This window comes from Thermaerobacter sp. FW80 (assembly GCF_004634385.1).
GTDB classification, from domain to species: domain Bacteria; phylum Bacillota; class Sulfobacillia; order Thermaerobacterales; family Thermaerobacteraceae; genus Thermaerobacter; species Thermaerobacter composti.
On record NZ_CP037895.1, the window covers coordinates 2010189 to 2027860 of the forward strand.

Annotated in this window: 15 protein-coding genes; 11 read left to right on the forward strand and 4 right to left on the reverse strand. The window is 77.1% G+C overall.

The window, feature by feature from the left end; genetic code table 11:
* Positions 1-383 precede the first annotated feature (383 nt).
* On the forward strand, positions 384-1496 hold the full coding sequence (gene hslO / locus E1B22_RS08310; protein WP_243123264.1) for an Hsp33 family molecular chaperone HslO: 1113 nt from the start codon (positions 384-386) through the stop codon (positions 1494-1496).
* 396 nt (positions 1497-1892) lie between these two features.
* On the opposite strand, the gene rpmB is transcribed toward hslO, so the two are convergent.
* Positions 1893-2084, reverse strand: a complete 192-nt coding sequence (rpmB, locus tag E1B22_RS08315) for a 50S ribosomal protein L28 (protein WP_135225274.1) — start codon at positions 2082-2084, stop codon at positions 1893-1895.
* A gap of 625 nt (positions 2085-2709) precedes the next feature.
* Here rpmB and E1B22_RS08320 point away from each other — a divergent pair.
* On the forward strand, positions 2710-3240 hold the full coding sequence (locus tag E1B22_RS08320) for an Asp23/Gls24 family envelope stress response protein (RefSeq protein ID WP_135225275.1): 531 nt from the start codon (positions 2710-2712) through the stop codon (positions 3238-3240).
* A gap of 157 nt (positions 3241-3397) precedes the next feature.
* On the forward strand, positions 3398-6079 hold the full coding sequence (gene recG / locus E1B22_RS08325) for an ATP-dependent DNA helicase RecG (protein ID WP_135225276.1): 2682 nt from the start codon (positions 3398-3400) through the stop codon (positions 6077-6079).
* 288 nt (positions 6080-6367) lie between these two features.
* Here the strand turns inward: recG and E1B22_RS08330 are convergent, their stop codons facing one another.
* Together E1B22_RS08330 and gpr are read right to left on the reverse strand one after the other, a co-directional pair.
* Positions 6368-7708 carry an MFS transporter gene (locus tag E1B22_RS08330; protein ID WP_135225277.1) on the reverse strand — a complete coding sequence of 447 codons (1341 nt, stop codon included), beginning with the start codon at positions 7706-7708 and terminating at the stop codon, positions 6368-6370.
* Between the two features lie 350 nt (positions 7709-8058).
* The gene (gpr, locus tag E1B22_RS08335) at positions 8059-9306 is read right to left on the reverse strand and encodes a GPR endopeptidase (RefSeq protein WP_243123265.1); all 1248 of its coding nucleotides are present in this window, start codon (positions 9304-9306) and stop codon (positions 8059-8061) included.
* 751 nt (positions 9307-10057) lie between these two features.
* Here gpr and E1B22_RS08340 point away from each other — a divergent pair.
* The 5 genes from E1B22_RS08340 (at position 10058) to E1B22_RS08360 (ending at position 14121) form a co-directional block, all read left to right on the forward strand.
* Positions 10058-11470 (forward strand): MFS transporter, encoded by a 1413-nt coding sequence (locus E1B22_RS08340; RefSeq protein WP_243123266.1) that lies wholly within the window; start codon positions 10058-10060, stop codon positions 11468-11470.
* Positions 11471-11571: 101 nt separating this feature from the next.
* Complete coding sequence (locus tag E1B22_RS08345; protein ID WP_135225278.1) at positions 11572-12204, forward strand: spore coat protein; 633 nt, start codon at positions 11572-11574, stop codon at positions 12202-12204.
* A 251-nt stretch (positions 12205-12455) separates the two neighbouring features.
* A complete protein-coding gene (rsmD, locus tag E1B22_RS08350) occupies positions 12456-13037 on the forward strand; it encodes a 16S rRNA (guanine(966)-N(2))-methyltransferase RsmD (protein ID WP_135225279.1) in 582 nt (193 codons plus the stop codon).
* Positions 13034-13525, forward strand: coding sequence for a pantetheine-phosphate adenylyltransferase (gene coaD, locus E1B22_RS08355; protein ID WP_135225280.1), 492 nt, complete (start codon positions 13034-13036; stop codon positions 13523-13525). The genes rsmD and coaD overlap by 4 nt, the downstream gene beginning before the upstream one ends.
* Positions 13522-14121, forward strand: a complete 600-nt coding sequence (locus tag E1B22_RS08360; protein ID WP_135225281.1) for a hypothetical protein — start codon at positions 13522-13524, stop codon at positions 14119-14121. The genes coaD and E1B22_RS08360 overlap by 4 nt, the downstream gene beginning before the upstream one ends.
* Positions 14122-14219: 98 nt before the next feature.
* Here E1B22_RS08360 and E1B22_RS13915 read toward each other — a convergent pair whose 3' ends face one another.
* Complete coding sequence (locus tag E1B22_RS13915; protein WP_135225282.1) at positions 14220-15431, reverse strand: nucleoside recognition domain-containing protein; 1212 nt, start codon at positions 15429-15431, stop codon at positions 14220-14222.
* Positions 15432-16056: 625 nt separating this feature from the next.
* On the opposite strand from E1B22_RS13915, the gene E1B22_RS08370 reads away from it, so the two are divergent.
* The 3 genes from E1B22_RS08370 (at position 16057) to rpmF (ending at position 17666) form a co-directional block, all read left to right on the forward strand.
* On the forward strand, positions 16057-16767 hold the full coding sequence (locus tag E1B22_RS08370) for a S16 family serine protease (protein WP_243123268.1): 711 nt from the start codon (positions 16057-16059) through the stop codon (positions 16765-16767).
* Between the two features lie 154 nt (positions 16768-16921).
* Positions 16922-17506, forward strand: a complete 585-nt coding sequence (locus tag E1B22_RS08375) for a DUF177 domain-containing protein (RefSeq protein WP_135225283.1) — start codon at positions 16922-16924, stop codon at positions 17504-17506.
* Entirely contained in the window at positions 17487-17666 is a 180-nt protein-coding gene (gene rpmF / locus E1B22_RS08380) for a 50S ribosomal protein L32 (protein ID WP_135225284.1), read from the forward strand. Before E1B22_RS08375 ends, rpmF begins: the two co-directional genes overlap by 20 nt.
* Positions 17667-17672: the final 6 nt, after the last annotated feature.

Consider the following 17672-nt stretch of genomic DNA (forward strand, 5'->3'; position numbering starts at 1 on the left):
ATCCTGAGGCCTGCGATGCCGGCGGCGCCCTGGCCGCTACGGCGACGCGCCTCGCGGCCAGGGCGCCGCCGGGCGCCGTCGGGCCGCGTCGGACCGCGGCGCGGCCCAACCTGGGCTGCAGCCATGCGGGCGGACCCGCCCGTGTCGGGCGACGGCGCGGCCCCGCCCGCCACGCCCTGCGGCTCGGCCGACCCGCCCACCGCGCCGCGCCCCATCACGCCGACCACGTTGCCCGGTCTGCACGGGGATGGCACCATAGGTGACGTCGGCCCGAAGCCCCGACGACGGTCGGGGAGCCGTCCATCGGCGGACGGCGACGGGCCGGCGGCCCAGGGGCGGCCGGGGCCGCGGGAACGGGACGGCCCCGGCCAGGATGGTGCGCCATGACGTCGGCAGACCGCCCACAGACGCGACGCGGGCCATCACGAGACCACGGCGGTGCGGCACCGGACCGCGGGGCGGTGCCGGACGCGGGCCCGACCCCGTCCCACGGGCGGGGGGCACGGGAAGCGAGCCGAGGCGGGGGCGCAACGCAGGAACCGGGCCCGTCCCAGGGGGACGGCGGACGGCCGGACCCCGCGGGCGACTACCTGGTCCGCGCCGTGGCCGGCGACGGCCGGGTCCGCGCCTTTGCCTGCCGGACGACGAACCTGGTGGAGGAGGCCCGGCGGCGCCACGACACGTGGCCGACGGCGACGGCCGCCCTGGGACGCGTCCTGACCGGCACGGCCCTCCTGGCGGCCCAGCTCAAGGACGACGCCAGCGTCACCGTGCGCGTGACGGGGAGCGGCCCCTTGGGCGTGATCCTCGCCGTGGGCGAGACCGATGGGTCGGTGCGGGGCTACGTGCGCAACCCCCACGTCGACCTGCCCCTGCGCCCCGACGGCAAGCTGGACGTGGGGGGAGCCGTCGGCCTGCCCGGGTTCCTGCACGTCACGCGGGATCTCGGCCTGGGCACGCCCTACACCGGCAGCGTGCCGCTGGTGTCGGGGGAGATCGGGGACGACCTCACCGCCTTCCTGGTCCGCTCGGACCAGACGCCCTCGGTGGTGGGCGTGGGCGTCCTGGTCAACCCCGCAGGGGATGTGCGGGCGGCGGGAGGCTTCCTGCTCCAGCTGCTGCCGGGTCATCCGGACGACTGGATCCGGCGGCTGGAGGGGAACATCCGGCAACTGGAAGGCATCAGCCGGCTGATCGATGCCGGGTTGACGCCGGAGGCCATGGCGGAACGGGGCCTGGAGGGACTGGCCCCGCGCATCCTCGGCCGCCAGCCCCTGGCCTTCCGCTGCCGGTGCGACCGCCAGCGGGTCGAGCGGGCCTTGCTCAGCCTGGGGCCGGAGCAGCTGGAGGCGATGCTCCGCGAGGACGGGGGCGCCGAGTTGCGCTGCCACTTCTGCGGAACCGTCTATCGGGTGTCGGCCGCGGAACTGGACGCGCTCCTGGTCCGCGCCCGAGAGGGCCGCGGCCTTGGGGGCACGCCCGGCGCGGGCGGGTGACCTCGGGGCGTCCGAGGGGACCGGTCGCCTGGAGCGCCGCTCCGCAGCCCACGGGCGGGGGTGCGCGGGTTGCCGCCACCGTCCATCGGCCGCGGCCCGCCGGCGGCACCCCTGCCCGGCCGGCGACCGCGGCGAACGGAGACCGGTGGAACCGGCGCGGAAGGAAGGGGCCGGCGGCCCTGACCGGCCCCCGGCAGAACCGAGACGGCACCGCGCCAGGGTGCGTGGCGCCCGGTCGGCGCTCCTGCGGCCGCCGCGGCAAGCACCCGGCGAACCGAAGCAGAGAGGGGTCGGCGACCTAGCCGACCCCTGCTCGCGGTCCCGCCGGCGGTCCGAGCGCCGGCCGGTGGGTGCGTGGATGCGCTGCAGCCCGGCGGTCCGACGGCGCTTCGCCGTTCACAGGGCCCGGACCACGCGGCCGGACTTCAGGCACGTGGTGCAGACGCGGATCCGGCGCACGCCCTGGGGGGTCACGGCGCGCACCCGCTGCAGGTTGGGGAGCCAGATGCGCCGCGACTTGCGGTTGGAGTGGCTCACCTGGTTCCCGAAGTCGACGCCCTTGCCGCAGATGGCACAGCGACGAGCCATGGTGACGATTCCTCCCACTCCCGGGGCTGCCGGCAGGGACGCGGTCCCCGCCCCGTCCTGGCGCCAGCCTCCCACGGCCGGGGATCCGCTCGGAATCCGCGGCTTCCCGCCCGATGGCCGGGGAGCGCGGTCGCCGCGGGCCGCCGCGGAGGGTCGGGACCACCCCGGGGCATGACCCGCCGCGACCCACGGGACGGACCGGCGCCCCGATGGACGCCGGGGCGGCCGCCGAGGGGTGCAGATCACGGCGCCGATTCTACCACAGGCCCCTGCGGGCGACAAGGAAGGGTCCGCCGCGCCCCAGGGCCGTCGGTCGGGTGCCGCCAACGGGGCGGACCGGCGGCGACGGGGCGGACGGAAGAGCTGCCTGGAAGGCCCTCCCGGACGCAGCGGGAACCTGGCGTCGGCGCATCGCCGGGTAAGACCGGCACCGCGGATCTTCAAGGATCGGATGCCTGAAACGAAGCGGCGTTGCAGGTGACGGTTTCGACGCCCGGGCGCCGTGGGGGGGACGAGGACCCCAGGGCGGGGAGGGCGAAGGGAACCTGGAGGGAGGCGGCTTCCGGCGGCGGGGTGCCCCGCCGCGCCGCAGCAAGCCGAGACCGGGCGAAAGCGGGAGCTGGACGTGCTGGAGTATCCTACGGACCACGGGCGGATTGCCATCAGCGAGGAGGTCGTGGCGGGGATCGCCGGTGCGGCGCTAGCCGACTGCCCCGGCGTGGCCGGCACGGTGCCGCGGGGGTGGCGCCAGGGGCTGGCGGGCCTGCTGGGCGAGGACCGGGGTCGCGGCGTCGAGGTGACCGTCGCCGACGACCAGGCCATCGACGTCACCGTGAGCATCGTGGTCACCTACGGGGTCCCGATCCAGGAGGTGGCACGCACGGTGATGCGGCGCGTGGGGGAGGCGGTGCGCCGCGCGGTGGGCGAGCAACGGGTGCGCGTGCACGTGCACGTCGCCGGCGTGCGGGTCCCGGCCGGCGGTGCGCCGGGCGGCGGAGGAACCGGCGCTGCCCGCGCCGGCGCGCCCCGCGCCGGTGCGGGCGTTCCGGAGGCGCCGGGGGAGGGCGTCGCAACGCGGCCCCCTGCGCCCGGGACGGCGGCCCCGGGCGGGGCGCACCCCGCCGACCCGTCCGAGCCGGGCGACACCGGCGGATGACGCGCAACGCGCCACGCGCAACGCGCAACGCGCCACCGCGACCGCAGCCGATCGAAGGCCCGCCGCTTGAGCCGGGCGGCAGCGGCGGATCACCGGCACCCCCCGTGCCGTCGCGCCCTTGCGAGGCGCTGGGTACCGGCGTGACGCAGGTGAGGCCATGGATGAGCCCAGGGCGCGCGATCCAGGGAGGGCATCGTCCCGGCCCCCGACCCGCGGGACGCCGGCGGGGCGGGATCCGCGTCCCCACGGCGACGTGGGGCAGGCGGCGCCGGCGGGGAGCGCGCCCGCCGGCGCCGGGGTGCGGGGGGATCTGGGCGGAGAGCCGGACGGCGGCTGGCGGCGTCTGATCCAGGCGCTGCAGGCGGCGGGCGACCTGCCCCCGGCCTTGCCGGCGGACGAGGCGGCCGCGGGGGTGCGGCGGGCCCTGGAGGCGGTCGCCCGCACCCTGCCCCCCGCCCGGCGCGGCCCGCTGCGCGAGGCGTACCGGCTCTTCCACGACTTCGCCCACCTGGCGCCCGCCCTCCGCAAGGAGCGGGTGGCCCGCGCCCTCGCCCTGGTGGCGGACGCCGCCCGCCACCTCCCGCCGGCCCGCGACGCCGGGGACCACCGCCCGGTCCCCGCGGCGCGGGCCATGGGCGGGGCGAACGGTGGCTCCGCTCCCTCGCGCCTGGCGAGCCGCGACGGCGGCGGAGCGGTGGCGGGCGGGGACGCGGGCGCCGGTCCCGCTCCGGGGCGGGGGAGGGTGGAGCCATGGTCCGTCACCCTGACCACGCCGCTCGGCCGCCTGCCCGGCGTCGGCCGCCGTCAGGCGCAGCGCCTCGCCCGGCTCGGCCTGTCCACGGCGGGCGACCTGCTCTGGCACCTGCCCCGCCGCTACGAGGACCGCTCGGTCTGGAAGCCCATCGTCCGCCTGGTGCCGGGGGAGGTGGCCACCGTGCAGGCCGTGGTGCTCGACGCCCAGCGGGTGCCGACCCGCACGGGGCGGACGGTGGTCCGCGTCACCGTCAGCGACGGCAGCGGGCGGCTGGACGCGGTGTTCTTCAACCAGCCGTACCGCCTCCAGCAGCTGGTGCCGGGCCGGACGGTGCTGCTGAGCGGGCGGGTCGACGCCGGCTACCGCGGCCTGCAGATGGAGCACCCCGAGGTGGAGGTGCTGGAGGGCGCGACCGACGAGCCGGTCCACACGGCCCGCATTGTGCCGATCTACCCGGCCACCGAGGGCGTGAACCAGCGCTGGTTGCGGCAGCTGGCCTGGCGGGTCGTGGGCGCCCTGGCCGACCAGGTGGACGAGATCCTGCCCGCCGCCGTGCGCCAGGAGCTGGGGCTGGTCGACCGCGCCACCGCCCTGCGCCACATCCACTTCCCCCCGGACGCCGCCGCCTGGCAGGCGGCCCGCCGGCGCCTGGCCTTCGAGGAGTGGTTCGTCATGCAGGTGGCCCTGGCCCGGGTGCGCAGCCAGCAGCAGCAGGAACCGGGGCGGGCCCACCGACCCGACGGGCCGCGGGTCGCCCGCTTCCTCGCCAGCCTGCCCTTCGAGCTGACCGCCGCCCAGCGCCGGGTGCTGGACGAGATCCGCGCCGACATGGAGGCGCCTCGGCCCATGCGCCGCCTGGTCCAGGGGGACGTGGGCTCGGGGAAGACCGTCGTCGCCGCCTGGGCGATGGTCAAGGCGGTGGAGAGCGGCGGCCAGGCGGCGCTGATGGCCCCCACGGAGATCCTGGCGGAGCAGCACGCGCGCCGCCTGCAGCAGCTGCTGGCCCCGGTGGGCATCCCGGTGGTGTCGCTGGTGGGCAGCCTGCCCGCCGGCGACCGCGAGCGGGTGCTGGCGGGCCTCGCCAGCGGTCGCTGGCCGGTGGTGGTGGGCACCCACGCCCTGATCCAGGACGAGGTGCGGTTCCACGACCTGAGCCTGGTCATCATCGACGAGCAGCACCGCTTCGGCGTGCGCCAGCGCGCCCTGCTGCAGGGCAAGGGCCAGGTGCCGGACCTGCTGGTCATGACGGCGACGCCGATCCCCCGGACCCTGGCGCTGACGCTCTACGGCGATCTGGATGTCTCGGTGATCGACCAGCTCCCCCCGGGCCGGCGGCCCGTGCGGACGCTGTGGCTGCGGGGACGGCAGCGGCGCCGGGCGTACGACCTCCTGGCGGCCCGGGTGGCCGCCGGCGAGCAGGGGTACGTGGTCTGTCCCCTGGTGGACGAACCGGCCGACGGCGCCGGCGACGCGGAGCAGAAGGCGGTGACCACCTGGGCGGAGTTCGTCGCCCGCCACTACCCGAAGCTGCGGGTGGGGATCCTGCACGGCCGCATGCCCGGGGCGGAGAAGGAGCGGGTCATGGCGGCCTTCGAGCGGCACGCCCTGGACGTCCTGGTGGCGACCACGGTGATCGAGGTCGGGGTCGACGTGCCCAACGCGACGGTGATGATCGTCGAGGGGGCGGACCGCTTCGGCCTCGCCCAGCTGCACCAGCTGCGCGGCCGCGTCGGCCGCGGCACCAAGGAGTCGCTGTGCATCCTGGTGGCCGACCCGGCCACGCCGGAGGGGCGCAAGCGGCTGGAGGCGCTGTGCCGCACCCAGAGCGGCTTCGAGATCGCCGAGTTCGACCTCCAGCTGCGGGGCCCCGGGGACTTCTTCGGCACCCGCCAGCACGGACTGCCCGCGCTGCGCATCGCGGACCCCGTGCGGGACGCGCAGCTCCTCCGCCAGGCCCGCCAGGTGGCGCGGCGGCTGCTGGAGCAGGACCCCGACCTCCGGCAGCCCGACCACCAGGCCCTGCGGCGCGAGGTCATGGACCGGTACGGCGCCTTCCTGACCCAGGCGCGGGCGATGTGGAGCTAGGCGGGACGCTGCCGCCCCAGCCCGGTGGGGCTCCGGGAGCGTCCGTCCCGGCCCCGGGGCCGTCGGCCCGCGACCCGGCGACGACCCCGGCTGCGGCGCCCGGGGGCCCTGCGGGGGGCCCGGCCCTGGGGCGGGGACGAATCGCGTGGCGATGCCGTTGCGACTTCCCGCCCCCGGGGGGCATCCGCGTAAGCCTCTCGGCGGGGGACGAACCGCGCGACGATGCCCGTTGCGGGGCCCCTGCGCGGCGGCGCGTCCCGACGGCCGAGCCGGGCGGCGGCCCGGCGGCTATGGCCGGGCGCCGGCCTCCGGCCGCAGCCGGTCACCCCGGGTGGCAAGACCCAGGACCGCGCCCAGCCCCGCGGCCCCTGCCAGGGCGCCGTACATCAGGGGGAACGACCACCGCTCCAGCACCCAGCCCAGGGCAGCGAGACCTGCGCCCACCCCGAGGTCGATGGCGTTGGCCAACCAGCCCGCGGCGGTCCCGCGCCGGCCAGGCGGGGCGCCGCCCACGGCGGCCGCCAGGGCGGTGTGGGCGATGCCGTAGCCGGCGGCGACGACCACGGCGGCGGCGTAGACGCCGTAGCCGGCAGGGCCGCCGGACGCCGCGGCCAGCAGGGCCTCGCCCGCCGCCATCAGGCCGAAGGCCGGCGCCAGCAGCCGCCGGGCCGGGCGGACCGCACCCGCCATCCCTGGCGCCGAAGCGCCCGCCGTCCCCCCGCCGGCGCGGTCAATGGCCGTGCCCGCCGCGTAGCGCGCCGCCATGGCCACCAGAGCGAAGACCGCCAGCCATCCGCCGGCGCGAAACCCCGCGGCCTGGGCATGGAGCGCCGTCAGGTTGAGCGCCGTCCCGAAGATCGCTCCGATCAGGGCGCCGAGGAGCAGGAAGGCGGACGGCAGCGGCAGGACCCCAGGCCGCGCCGCCGGCTGCCGACAGCCGGCTTCCCCACCCCGCCGGGCGCGGGGGCGGGCGGCCGCCAGCGCCGTTCGCAGCCGCGGGGCGGGCCGCGCACCGGCGGCCGCACCGGGACCAACCGCGGCCCGGGCCGGGCCCGTGCCGGCGGGCCTGCCGCCTGCGCTGGGCATGACCGCACGACGACCGGCCACCGCCAGCCCCAGGGCGACGCCGGCCGCGGCCGCTGCGCCGGCGAAGAGGCCGGTTCGTCCGAGATGATGCCAGGCCCACTCCCCCAGGTTCGTGCCGACCAGCACGCCGCCGGTGTCGGCCAGGCCCTGGAGGGCCAGGGCCCGGCCACGCCGCGGGACCGGCGCCAGGGCCGCCATCAGGGCCTGGCTGGCCACCACCAGCCCCGCCAGGGACGTGCCCTGGAGGGTGCGGGCCAGGAGCTGGGCGCCCGGCTCCGGGCGCACGGCGAAGAGCACGGCGCCGGCCACCGCGGCAGCGAGGCTGGCCACCAGCAGGCGCCCGTGGCCGTGGCGGTCCCCCCACGCGGCCAGGAACGGCCGCTGGATCATGGCCGCCAGGCCCATCCAGCCGGCCAGGAGGCCGATCCAGCCCTCACCCGCCCCCGCCGCCGCCAGGGCCAGGGGCAGGCCGGTGGCCAGCATGTCCAGGGCGACGAAGTAGAGCCAGGCGACGAGGGCGACGACGTAGACGCCGACGGGCAACGGGGCCACCTCCGCCCAACCCCGCCCTGGTTCGCCCGGCGGGGCGCCCCTTCCTGCCGCCGCGGCGTCGCGGACCGCCGGCGTGGGCCGGCGGCGTGGGGCGCCGGCGTGGGGCGCCGGTCGGCGAGCCCCGGCTCCCACGGCCTGGACCGGCGCCCGCAGCGGACGCCGCCACCGGCGCGAGGCGGGCCCTGGACCGCGACCGGCGGGATGGAGGCGGCTGTCGGCAGCCGGCGGGCATGGGCGGCGCCCCGTTGGGCCGGCCCGGGCGGCCGGCGCCCCAGGCCGCCGACGGCGGACGAACCGGCCCGCGCCCAGGGGTGGGGGCGGCCGGCACCCGGGGTCGGGGATCAGGTGAAGACGGGCGAGAGGTCGATCTCGTCCAGACGCGGGTGCAGGGCGGCGTTGAGGCCGCTGGCCACCACGGTGGCCATCTCCTCCACGAACACGTCGATCTCCTTGGGCGTCACCATCAGGTCGCCGACGGCGGGTCCCAGCACCTCTTCGATCAGGCGGCGCTTGTCGGCCTCCGGCATCTGCCCCAGGGTGCGGAACAGCGCCGACTGCTCCTGCAGGGATCGCGTCAGCGCGTCCAGGGTGTCGTAGGCGATGGTGTGGGCGTGGACCACCGTGGGCACGCCGATGGCCACCACGGGGATCCCCAGGGTCTCGCGGGTGACGGCGGCGCGATGGTTGCCCACGCCGGAGCCGGGGTGGATGCCGGTGTCGGCGATCTGGATCGTGGTCATGATGCGCTCGATGTTCCGCGCGGCCAGGGCGTCCACGGCGATCACCACGTCCGGGCGGATCTGCTGGACGATCCCGCGGATCACGTCGCCGGTCTCGATGCCCGTCAGCCCGAGGACGCCCGGCGCCAGGGCGGCCACCGACCGCAGCCCGCCCTTGAGGTCGGCGGGCACGTAGTCCTGCAGGTGGCGGGTGACCAGCAGCCGGTGCACCACCTCGGGTCCCAGGGAATCGGGGGTGGCATTCCAGTTGCCGAGCCCGACGACGAAGAAGGACGCGTCCGGCCGGTCGGGCAGCATGGCCCCCAGCTCGCGGGCCAGCACGTTGGCCACCCGCTCCTGGAGCTGGCGGTCGCGCTTGCGGAAGCCCGGCGACTCGATGGTCACGTACCGGCCCGGCGGCTTGCCCAGTCTCTGGGCGGCCTCGGGCGTGGTGACGGTGACGCGGGTGACCACGTAGCCCTGGCCGCGCTCCTCCTCCACGCGCACGCCGGGCATCGGCTGGGAGGCGCCGATGGCCTCGAGGGCCAGATCGGTGCGCACGAGACCCGGCGCCGCACCGATCCCGCCGGCGCCGGTGGCGGCGCCGGCGGGATCGGGCGGGGGCGCGGCGCCCGCGCCGTGGCCCCGCGGCCCGCCGTCGCGGGCGGGTCCGGCGACCCGGTGGACCGCGGCCTCGGTGGTCGCGCCGGGCGGCGGGCCGCCGCCGGCCGGCGCGGAGGCCGGGGGCCGCAGCGGGAGGCGTGCCGTCGGGGGCCGCCCGCCGGCGCGACGGCCCCCGGTGCCGCGGGCCGCCCCCCGCCATCCCCGCCCGCCGGGGGGCGTGCTCCCGTCGTTGCGCGATCCTGCCAACGGGCGATCCCTCCGTCCTCGTGCTCTTAACGTCTCCCCGCCGCCGCGCCGCTAGTCCCGGGGATGCGGCGGGGCCTGGTTCGGCGCGCCGCAACGCTGCCGAGGCTCATCGGGGGCCCGTCGGGACGGGGGCCCGCTGCGCCCGACGGCCGCTGGTGGCCGTGCCAGAGGGTACCGCGCCGTGGCCGCGGGGCGGCGGGCAGACTATGCCCGTTGACCGCCGGCCCGGCGGAGCCACGGACAGCCGGGGGCGGATCGCCATGGCCACCCCCTGCGCCCGGGCGGGCGGCGGGCCCATGACGCAGGCAGATGGCGGGCCCACGCCACAGGCAGATGGCGGGCCCACGCCACAGGCGGACGGCGGGCCCACGCCACAGGCGGACGGCGGGGCCACCGGGGTTGGCCGAGCCGACGGGACCCGGGGCAAGGCGGGCGGTGGAACCGGCGCCGAGCCGGCGCCGGCCCGGTGGCTGCGGCCGAGCCGCCGCACCCCGGGAACCCCGGGTGGGACCGCGGGGGCCGGGACGGCCGCGCCCGCACCGCCGCGGCTGCCGCGACGGCGGTTGCCCGCCTCGCCGCGGGCGCCGGCAAGGCCCCGCCCCCGCCGCGTCGGCAGGGCTTCACCCCCACCGCGGCGTCGGGCGACGGCCGGGCCCGCGGGCGCCAGGGCCGGCCGGCGGCCGCGTCGGCGAACGGCCGAGCCGACCAGCGGCCGAGCCAGCGGCCGAGCCGGGGGACGGAGGTGACACCGGTGCCGCGCCGCCGCGACCCCACGGGTCTGGCCTTTGCGGTGCTCTGCAGCGTGCCCTTCGTGATGGTGCTGAGCAATTCCATGCTGATCCCCGTGCTCCCCGCCATGGGCGCGGCCATGGACCGCAACCTGTTCCAGATCGGCCTGGTCATCACCGCGTTCTCGGTGCCGGCCGGCCTGTTCATCCCCATCGGGGGGTATCTCTCGGACCGCTGGGGACGCAAGCCGGTGATGATCCCGGGGCTGTTGGGGTTCGGACTGGGGGGGCTGATCGCCGGCCTCGCCCCGCTCCTCGCCCAGGATCCCTACGGATGGATCCTGGCCGGGCGCGTGCTCCAGGGGCTGTCGGCCGGGGGCATGTACCAGGTGGCCCTGGCCGCCGCCGGCGACATGTTCACCGGGGACGCGCGGCCGCGGGCCATGGGCATCATGGAGGCCAGCAACGGCCTGGGGAAGATCGCCAGCCCCATCCTGGGCTCGGCCCTGGCCCTGGTCAGCTGGTATGCGCCGTTCTTCGCCTACCCGGCGCTGGCGGCCCTCGCCGCCCTGGGCCTGTGGCTCTTGGTCCCCGAGCCCAACCGTCGGCCCCAGGCCCCGGTGCCGGGCCCCTACCTGCGGCGCATCGGCGGCATCTTCCGGGCCAAGGGGGTCTCCCTGGCGGTCTGCTTCCTGGTCGGCTTCACCGCCCTGTTCATGCTCTTCGGGCTGCTCAGCGTCTACTCGGACCTGCTGGAGCGTCCCTTCGGCATCCGCGGCTTCGCCAAGGGCCTGGTGGTGGCGATCCCGGTGGCGGTGGCCACGGTCACGGCCTACCTGACGGGCATCGTCCTCCAGGGGCGGTTGGCCCGCCACCTCAAGGCGGTGGTCGTCACCGGGCTGGCCCTCCTGACGGGAGGTACGGCGGCGCTGTTCTGGGCGCGGGCCCTGGGGCCGTGGGTCGCGGCCATCAGCGTCATGGGGCTCGGGTACGGCCTCACGCTGCCGGCCATCAACACCCTGATCACCGGCGCGGTGGAGACGGCCGAACGGGGGGGCGTCACGGCGCTCTACGGGACGGTGCGGTTCTTCGGGGCCGCCCTGGGGCCGCCGGCCTTCGGGCTCCTGCTGGGCGCGGGGCGCGGTGTCGTCTACCTGGGCAGCGCCGCAGCCGTGGCGGGGGTCTTGGCCCTGGTGGTCGCCCTCCTGCGCCAGGACGTGCTCCTCCCATCCCTTCGCCGCCCCGGAGCCGACGCCCGAGCGGCCCGGCCCCACCTGGGCGCGGTCGCGCCGGGGCCGGGATCCCAGCCGCAGGCCCCGGGGCGGCGGGCCGGTGCGGCGGCGAAAGGAGGTGGGAGCGGGCCGATCCCCCTGGGACCGTGGAGCCGGGTGCGCAGCACCCTCTCCCGACGCGAGGGGACGAGCCCGGCGCCCTGAAGCGGGTTCGCCCCCGGTCTTCACGTCGTGACGGCGACCGACCTCGGGCCCCTTCCCGCCCTGGACGGGCGGAGGGCCTTTCCGAATTGGAGGGGAAAGCCTTGCTGAGCCAGAAGGAGCTCCTCAACCTGCCGGAACTGCTCAATGCCCACGCCGCCCTGATCGAGCGAGCCGAGGCCGAGCAGGCCATGGCCCAGGACGACCGCCTCCGCCAGATCCTCGAGCGGCACGGCCAGGTGTACCGGCGCCACTACGGCCAGCTCCAGTGGCTGCTGGACCGGGCCCGGGGCCAGGGATCCCCGCAGCTCCCGCAAGGCGACTACCGCGCCAGCGGGGACGGTCGAACCGGCGGCGCGCCGGCGGCCCCGGACCTCACCCAGGGCTTCCAGGCCTTCGAGCCCTACCGCCCGGCGCCGGCCCCGGGGCGCCGGGTCGGCGACCGCGCCCTGGCCCTCGGGTGCCTGGAGATGAACAAGCACGCCTGCCTCACCGCCACGTGGACGGCGCTGGAGGCGGCCCACCCCGAGGTCCGGCGCACGCTGCTGGACATCGCACGGGATCACGCCGAGATGGCCTTCGAGCTGTTCCAGTACCTGCAGGAGCGGAACTGGTACGCCGTGCCCGCGGCCCCGGCCGCGATGGCGCGACAGGTCGCCCAGGGCTTCCCGGGCGGGTACGCGGGGGCCCCCGCACCGGGCGGGACCGTTCCTGCCGTGCCCGGCGGCGGGCGCTGACGCCCGCCGCCGCTCTGGCGTCGCCGCCACCGACGACGCCGGCGCCCGCCGCCGCCCACAAAGCAGGCGGCGGGGCGCTGGCGCGTCCCCGCCGCCTGCCGGGAGAGGAGAAACCGGAGGAAGAGCCTTGGGGAGGATCCGTGACGGATTGGCCTCCGCAGCTCTTGCAGTCGATAATATGGGGGAGCCGGACCGGCGGTATGCACGCCACCGACGGGATCCCCTGTGGAAATTCCAGGGAGGCCTGGTGTATGCGGGTAACCGGCGGCCGCTGGCGAGGGCGGGTCCTGCGGGTGCCCCCCGGTCGGCAGGTTCGTCCGACGACGGACCGGGTGCGCCAGGCGCTGTTCAACATCCTGGGGGCGTCGGTGGAGGGGGCACGGGTGCTCGACCTCTTCGCCGGGACCGGCAGCCTCGCCATCGAGGCGCTCAGCCGCGGGGCGCGCGAGGCCCTGCTGGTGGAGGCCGACCCGCGGGTCGCCAGGGTGCTTGCGCAGAACCTGCGGGACCTCGGGCTCGCCCCGGGGGGGAGCGCCGTCGTCTGGCGGCAGGATGCCCTGGCCGCCGTTGCGAAACTTGCGGGCGGCTCGCGGACCTTCGACCTGGTCGTGGCCGACCCGCCGTACCGCCAGGGGCTGGCCCCGCGGGTCGTGGCGGCGGTGGGCCAGCGGGGGCTGGTCACCGCCGGCGGCTGGATGGTGGTGGAGCACGACCCGCGGGAGTCGCTGCCCGACCGCGCGGGCGGCCTGGTGAAGGTCGACGCTCGGCGCTACGGCGACACGGCGCTGAGCTTCTACCGCCCCGTCGTGGAGGGGAAGGGAGAGACCCCATGACCGTCGCCCTGTGCCCCGGCAGCTTCGACCCCATCACCAACGGTCACCTGGACATCATCGAGCGCGCCAGCCGACTCTTCGACAAGGTCCTGGTGACGGTCTTCGTCAACTCCGCGAAGCAGCCCTGGTTCACGCCCGAGGAACGGGTGGAGCTGGCCCGTCAGGCCACGGCGCACCTGCCCAACGTGACCGTCGACGCCTACGACGGCCTGCTGGTGGAATACGCCCGGCGCCACGGGGCGCGGGTGATCGTCAAGGGTCTGCGCGCCGTCTCCGACTTCGAGTACGAGTTCCAGATGGCCCAGATCAACAAGCACCTGGTGGGCGAGCTGGAGACCCTGTTCATGATGACGCGGCCGGAGAACGCCTACCTGAGTTCCAGCATCGTCAAGGAGCTGGCCCGTTACGGGGTCGATCCCGCCGGCCTGGTGCCCGACGTGGTGCGGCCGGCCCTCGCCGCCCGGGCCGCCGAGCGGAGGAGGCGATGACGGTGGCCGGCAACGAGCCCGCCCCGGAACGGGATCTGTACGTGCTGATCCGCGACTTCGAGCAGTTCGTCCACCAGGCCAGCCGCCTCCCCCTGACCAGCAAGGTCATCCTGGACGAGGACGACGTCTACTCGTTCCTCGATCACCTGCGGCGGCTGGTCCCGGAGGAGGTGGAGCGGGCGCGCCGGCTCCTGGCCGACCGGGAGCGGCTGCTGCAGCAGGCCCGGGCGGAGGCCGAGTCCATGGTGCGCCAGACGGAGACCTACGTGGAGCGCCTGGCGCGGGAGTCGGAGATCACCCGCAAGGCCGAGGAGCAGGCTCGCCGCATCGTGGCGCAGGCGGAGGCGCGGGCCCGGGAGCTGCGGGCGTCCGCCAACGCCTATGCGGCCGACGTGCTGGATCGGCTGGAGGGCATCCTGCGCAAGGCGCTGGACACCGTGGCCGAGGGCCGTCAGGAGCTGGAGGCGACCCTGCGAGCGGCCGGTCGCGTCCGGGGGGACGGGGCCGGCCAGGAGGCGGCGCCCGCCCGCGAGGCGGAGGAGCCGGCCGCCGAGGGGCGCGAGGATCCGCGGTGGGACGAACCGGCCCGCGGTTGAACGGGCTGGGGGCGAGGCCGGCGGCGGGGGGTGGCCGGCGTGCGGCCTCAGGCCGCCCCCCGGCGGAGCAGGGGCGGGGCGACGCCGGGGCCGCGAGCTCAGCGGGAGCCGGCGGGCGGGCGGGAGCGCACCAGGTGGACCAGGGCGGCCAGCACGGCCAGCCCGCCGACGGCACCGAGGAACTGGACCATCGCCGCGCCAAGGCGCCCCAGCCAGGCGGTGGGGCCCGGGGCGGCCCAGGCCAGGGCCGGGACGAGGGTCGGCATCGCCGGGGGGAACCAGGCGAGCCAGAGGGCGGTGGCGGCGCCGGCGGCCACGGCGTGGAGGAGCCGTGCCGCGATGTACGGCCCGATGTGCAGGTCCGTCCCCTGGATGATGGCGGCCACCTGGGCGTGGACCGACAGGCCGCTCCAGGCGATGACGGCGCCCGCCACGATCAGGCGGTCCGTCAGCGGCGCGAGCGCCTGAGCGGCGGCCTGGGTCCCCAGGGTCAGCTCGAAGAGCCCGCTGATCAGCGACCGGGTCAGCGAGGGATCGAGGCCCAGGGGGTGGAGGACCAGCAGGAAGAGACCGCCCAGGGCGGGGAGGACGCCGGCCCGGTCCAGCACCTGGATGACCACGGACATCAAGATGATCAGGCCGCCCACCAGCAGCAGGGTGTTGATGGAGTCGCGAACGGCGTCGCCCAGGACCTGGCCGAAGGGTCGGGCGTCAGCCCGGCGGGCCGCCACCATGGCGTGCCACGCCCGGGCGAGGATCCAGCCCTCGGGCCCGCCCAGCGCCTCGCTGCGATCCTGCCCCGCCCGCCAGAAGCGCAGGGCGAGACCCGTCAGCAGCGCCCCGACGTAGTGGGCCGCCATGATGGGGCCGGCCACCGCGGCGGTGCCGAACATGCCCACGGCGACGGCGCCCGCCATGAAGAGCGGGTCCGCGGTGTTGCTGAAGCTCATGAGGCGCTCGGCCTCGGTCTTGCTCAGCAGGCCGTCCTTGCGCATGCGGCTGGTGATCACGGCGCCCAGGGGATAGCCGCTGGCCAGCCCTACCGCGACCACGAAGGCGCCGGCGCCGGGGACGTTGAAGAGCGGCCGCATGAAGGGCTCCATCAGCACGCCCATGAAGTGGACGACGCCGAGGGCCATCAGGATCTGGGCGCCGATGAAGAAGGGCAGCAGGGCGGGGAAGACCACGTCCCACCACACCTTCAGGCCGGCCACGGCGGCGGAGAAGGCGGTCTCGGGGTAGACCACCATGGCGACCACCAGGACCACCACGGCTGCCACCAGCAGGTGGGTCAAGGGCGACTCGCGCACGGGCACTCCCCCGCGCCGATCCTGGGGCGGGCCCGCCGGGAAGCCGCCCCAGGATCGGCCACCGCGCCGCGCGCCCGGCCCCGGGACGGCCGCCGGCTCTGGCGGCATGGTTCGGGGCGGGACGCACCAGCATGTATATGGACGCGGTGGGGGCGGTAGACCCGGCCGTCGGGTCGGCGCCGGAGGCGGTGCCGTGCGCCCGCGATAGGCGGGGCCTGCGGCGGGCGGGGGCGGCGGGCCCCGTGGCGGCGCGGGACCGGATCGGCCGGGCCGGTGGGGGCGGCGCGGCGAGCCGATGCGCGCAGCGGGACGCGCCGAGGAGGAGGCGGGGCGCGATGCGGGTGGACGGGCCTGACCGCCGGCCAGCGGGTCACGCCCGGCGCCGATGACGCGACGGGGCGTGATGCGGGTGGGCCTGCTTCACCGCCAGGCGAGGGGCCACGCGGCGGCGCGCCCGCGGGGCGGCGCGGGGGAGGCGGGACGGCCCGCCCGGCCGAGCGGCGCCGTAGGGCCACCGGGCGAGGCGGCGAGGTCCCCTCGGCGGAGCGGCCCCGCACGGCCAGCGGGCGATGCGGGGCGGCGAGACCTGCGTCGGGCCCGCGGGCTGGCCCCGGTGGTCGCGGCGGTGGCGTTGGGGGCGCTGGCGGCGCGGCTTCCCGTTCCCTGGCTGCTGATCGAGCCGGGCCGCGCCATCCCGGTGCGGGTCGCGGTCGCACCGGGTCGCTCGCCCACGGCCACATCCTATTGGATGGTCACCGTGGCGGCACGCCCGGCCCGATTGGGAGACGCCTGGTCGGTGCTGACGAACCGGCACCAGGCCCTGGTCCCCGCCGGCGCCCTGGGCGGGCGGACGCAGGCGGAGGTGAAGGCCGTCCAGCGGCGCGCCCTGGCCGCCAGCCAGGAGGCCGCCGTGCGGGCTGCGGCGTCCCTGCTGGGCATCCGGCCCCCGCCGGCGCTGCGCTTCGGGTTGCCGCGGGATGTGGCGGGTCCCTCGGGGGGCCTCGCCCTGGGCCTGGCCGCCGTGGACGCCCTGACCCCGGGCCGGCTGGCCGGCGGCTGGCGGGTGGGCGCCACCGGGACGATCTCCGCCGCGGGGCGGGTGGGACCCGTCGAGGGCCTCGCCCAGAAGCGGGCGGCGGCCGCCGCGGCCGGCCTGGACGTCCTGTTCGTCCCTGCGGAGGCCGACGCGGACGAGCAGGCCTCGCCGCCGCCCCGTCGGTCGGCGGGGCCGGGGCCGGCCGGATCCCCCGGTCTCCGGGTGGTGCCGGTGGCCAGCCTGGCGGAGGCGGTGGCGTGGCTGTGTCGCCATGGGGGGCAGGGGCCGCCCTGCGGGTAGGGCCGGACGGCGCGGGGTGCGGGCGGGCCTTTTTGACACGGCCGCCGCGGCCTCCCTATAATGATCGCGTTGCGTAGCGAACCATCGCGTGGCCGGTCGCGTCGCGCACCCTCATGGTGCGCGCGTCGCCTGGTGCGGCGAGGGAAGGGAGACCATGGACGACCCGTTGGTCATCGACGTCGAGCCGTTGACCCGGCAGCGCGGGCTTCAGGCCCGGGGCACGGTGGTGACCGCCATCGAGCCGATCCCGGTGCCCGGCGGCGACATCGGGGCGCGGGGCCCGGTGCGCCTGCAGTACCGCCTGACCCACACCGGCGAGGGGCGGATCTGGCTGGAGGCCGATCTGGCCGCGCGGGCGCGGCTGACCTGCGACCGGTGCCTGGAGCCCTTCGAGACCGATCTGCGGACCCGGTACGAGGAGGAGTACCGACCGCGTCCGGTCGACGCCGACCCCGACGCCGAGCCCGACGACGCGGGGGAGACGCGGGTCGCCTACTACGACGAGCACCGCGTGGACCTGCGGGAGGGGATCCGCCAGAGCCTGTTGCTGGCGATGCCCTGGAAGCAGCTGTGTCGGCTGGGATGCCGCGGGCTGTGCCCCCGGTGCGGCAAGAACTTAAACGAAGGGCCGTGCGACTGCGCCGACGACGAGGTGGATCCGCGGCTGGCGGTCCTGGACCTGTGGCTGCGCCAGCACGGCAGGGGAGAGGAGGCCGACCATGGCGGTTCCCAAGCATAAGACGTCCAAGTCCCGCCGGGACAAGCGGCGGACCCACTGGAAGCTGACGGCCCCGGCGCTGGTGGAGTGCCCGCAGTGCCACCAGCCCAAGCGGCCGCACCGCGTCTGCCCGAACTGCGGCTACTACCGCGGACGGGTGGCGGTGAAGCAGGAGGATTGACCGCGG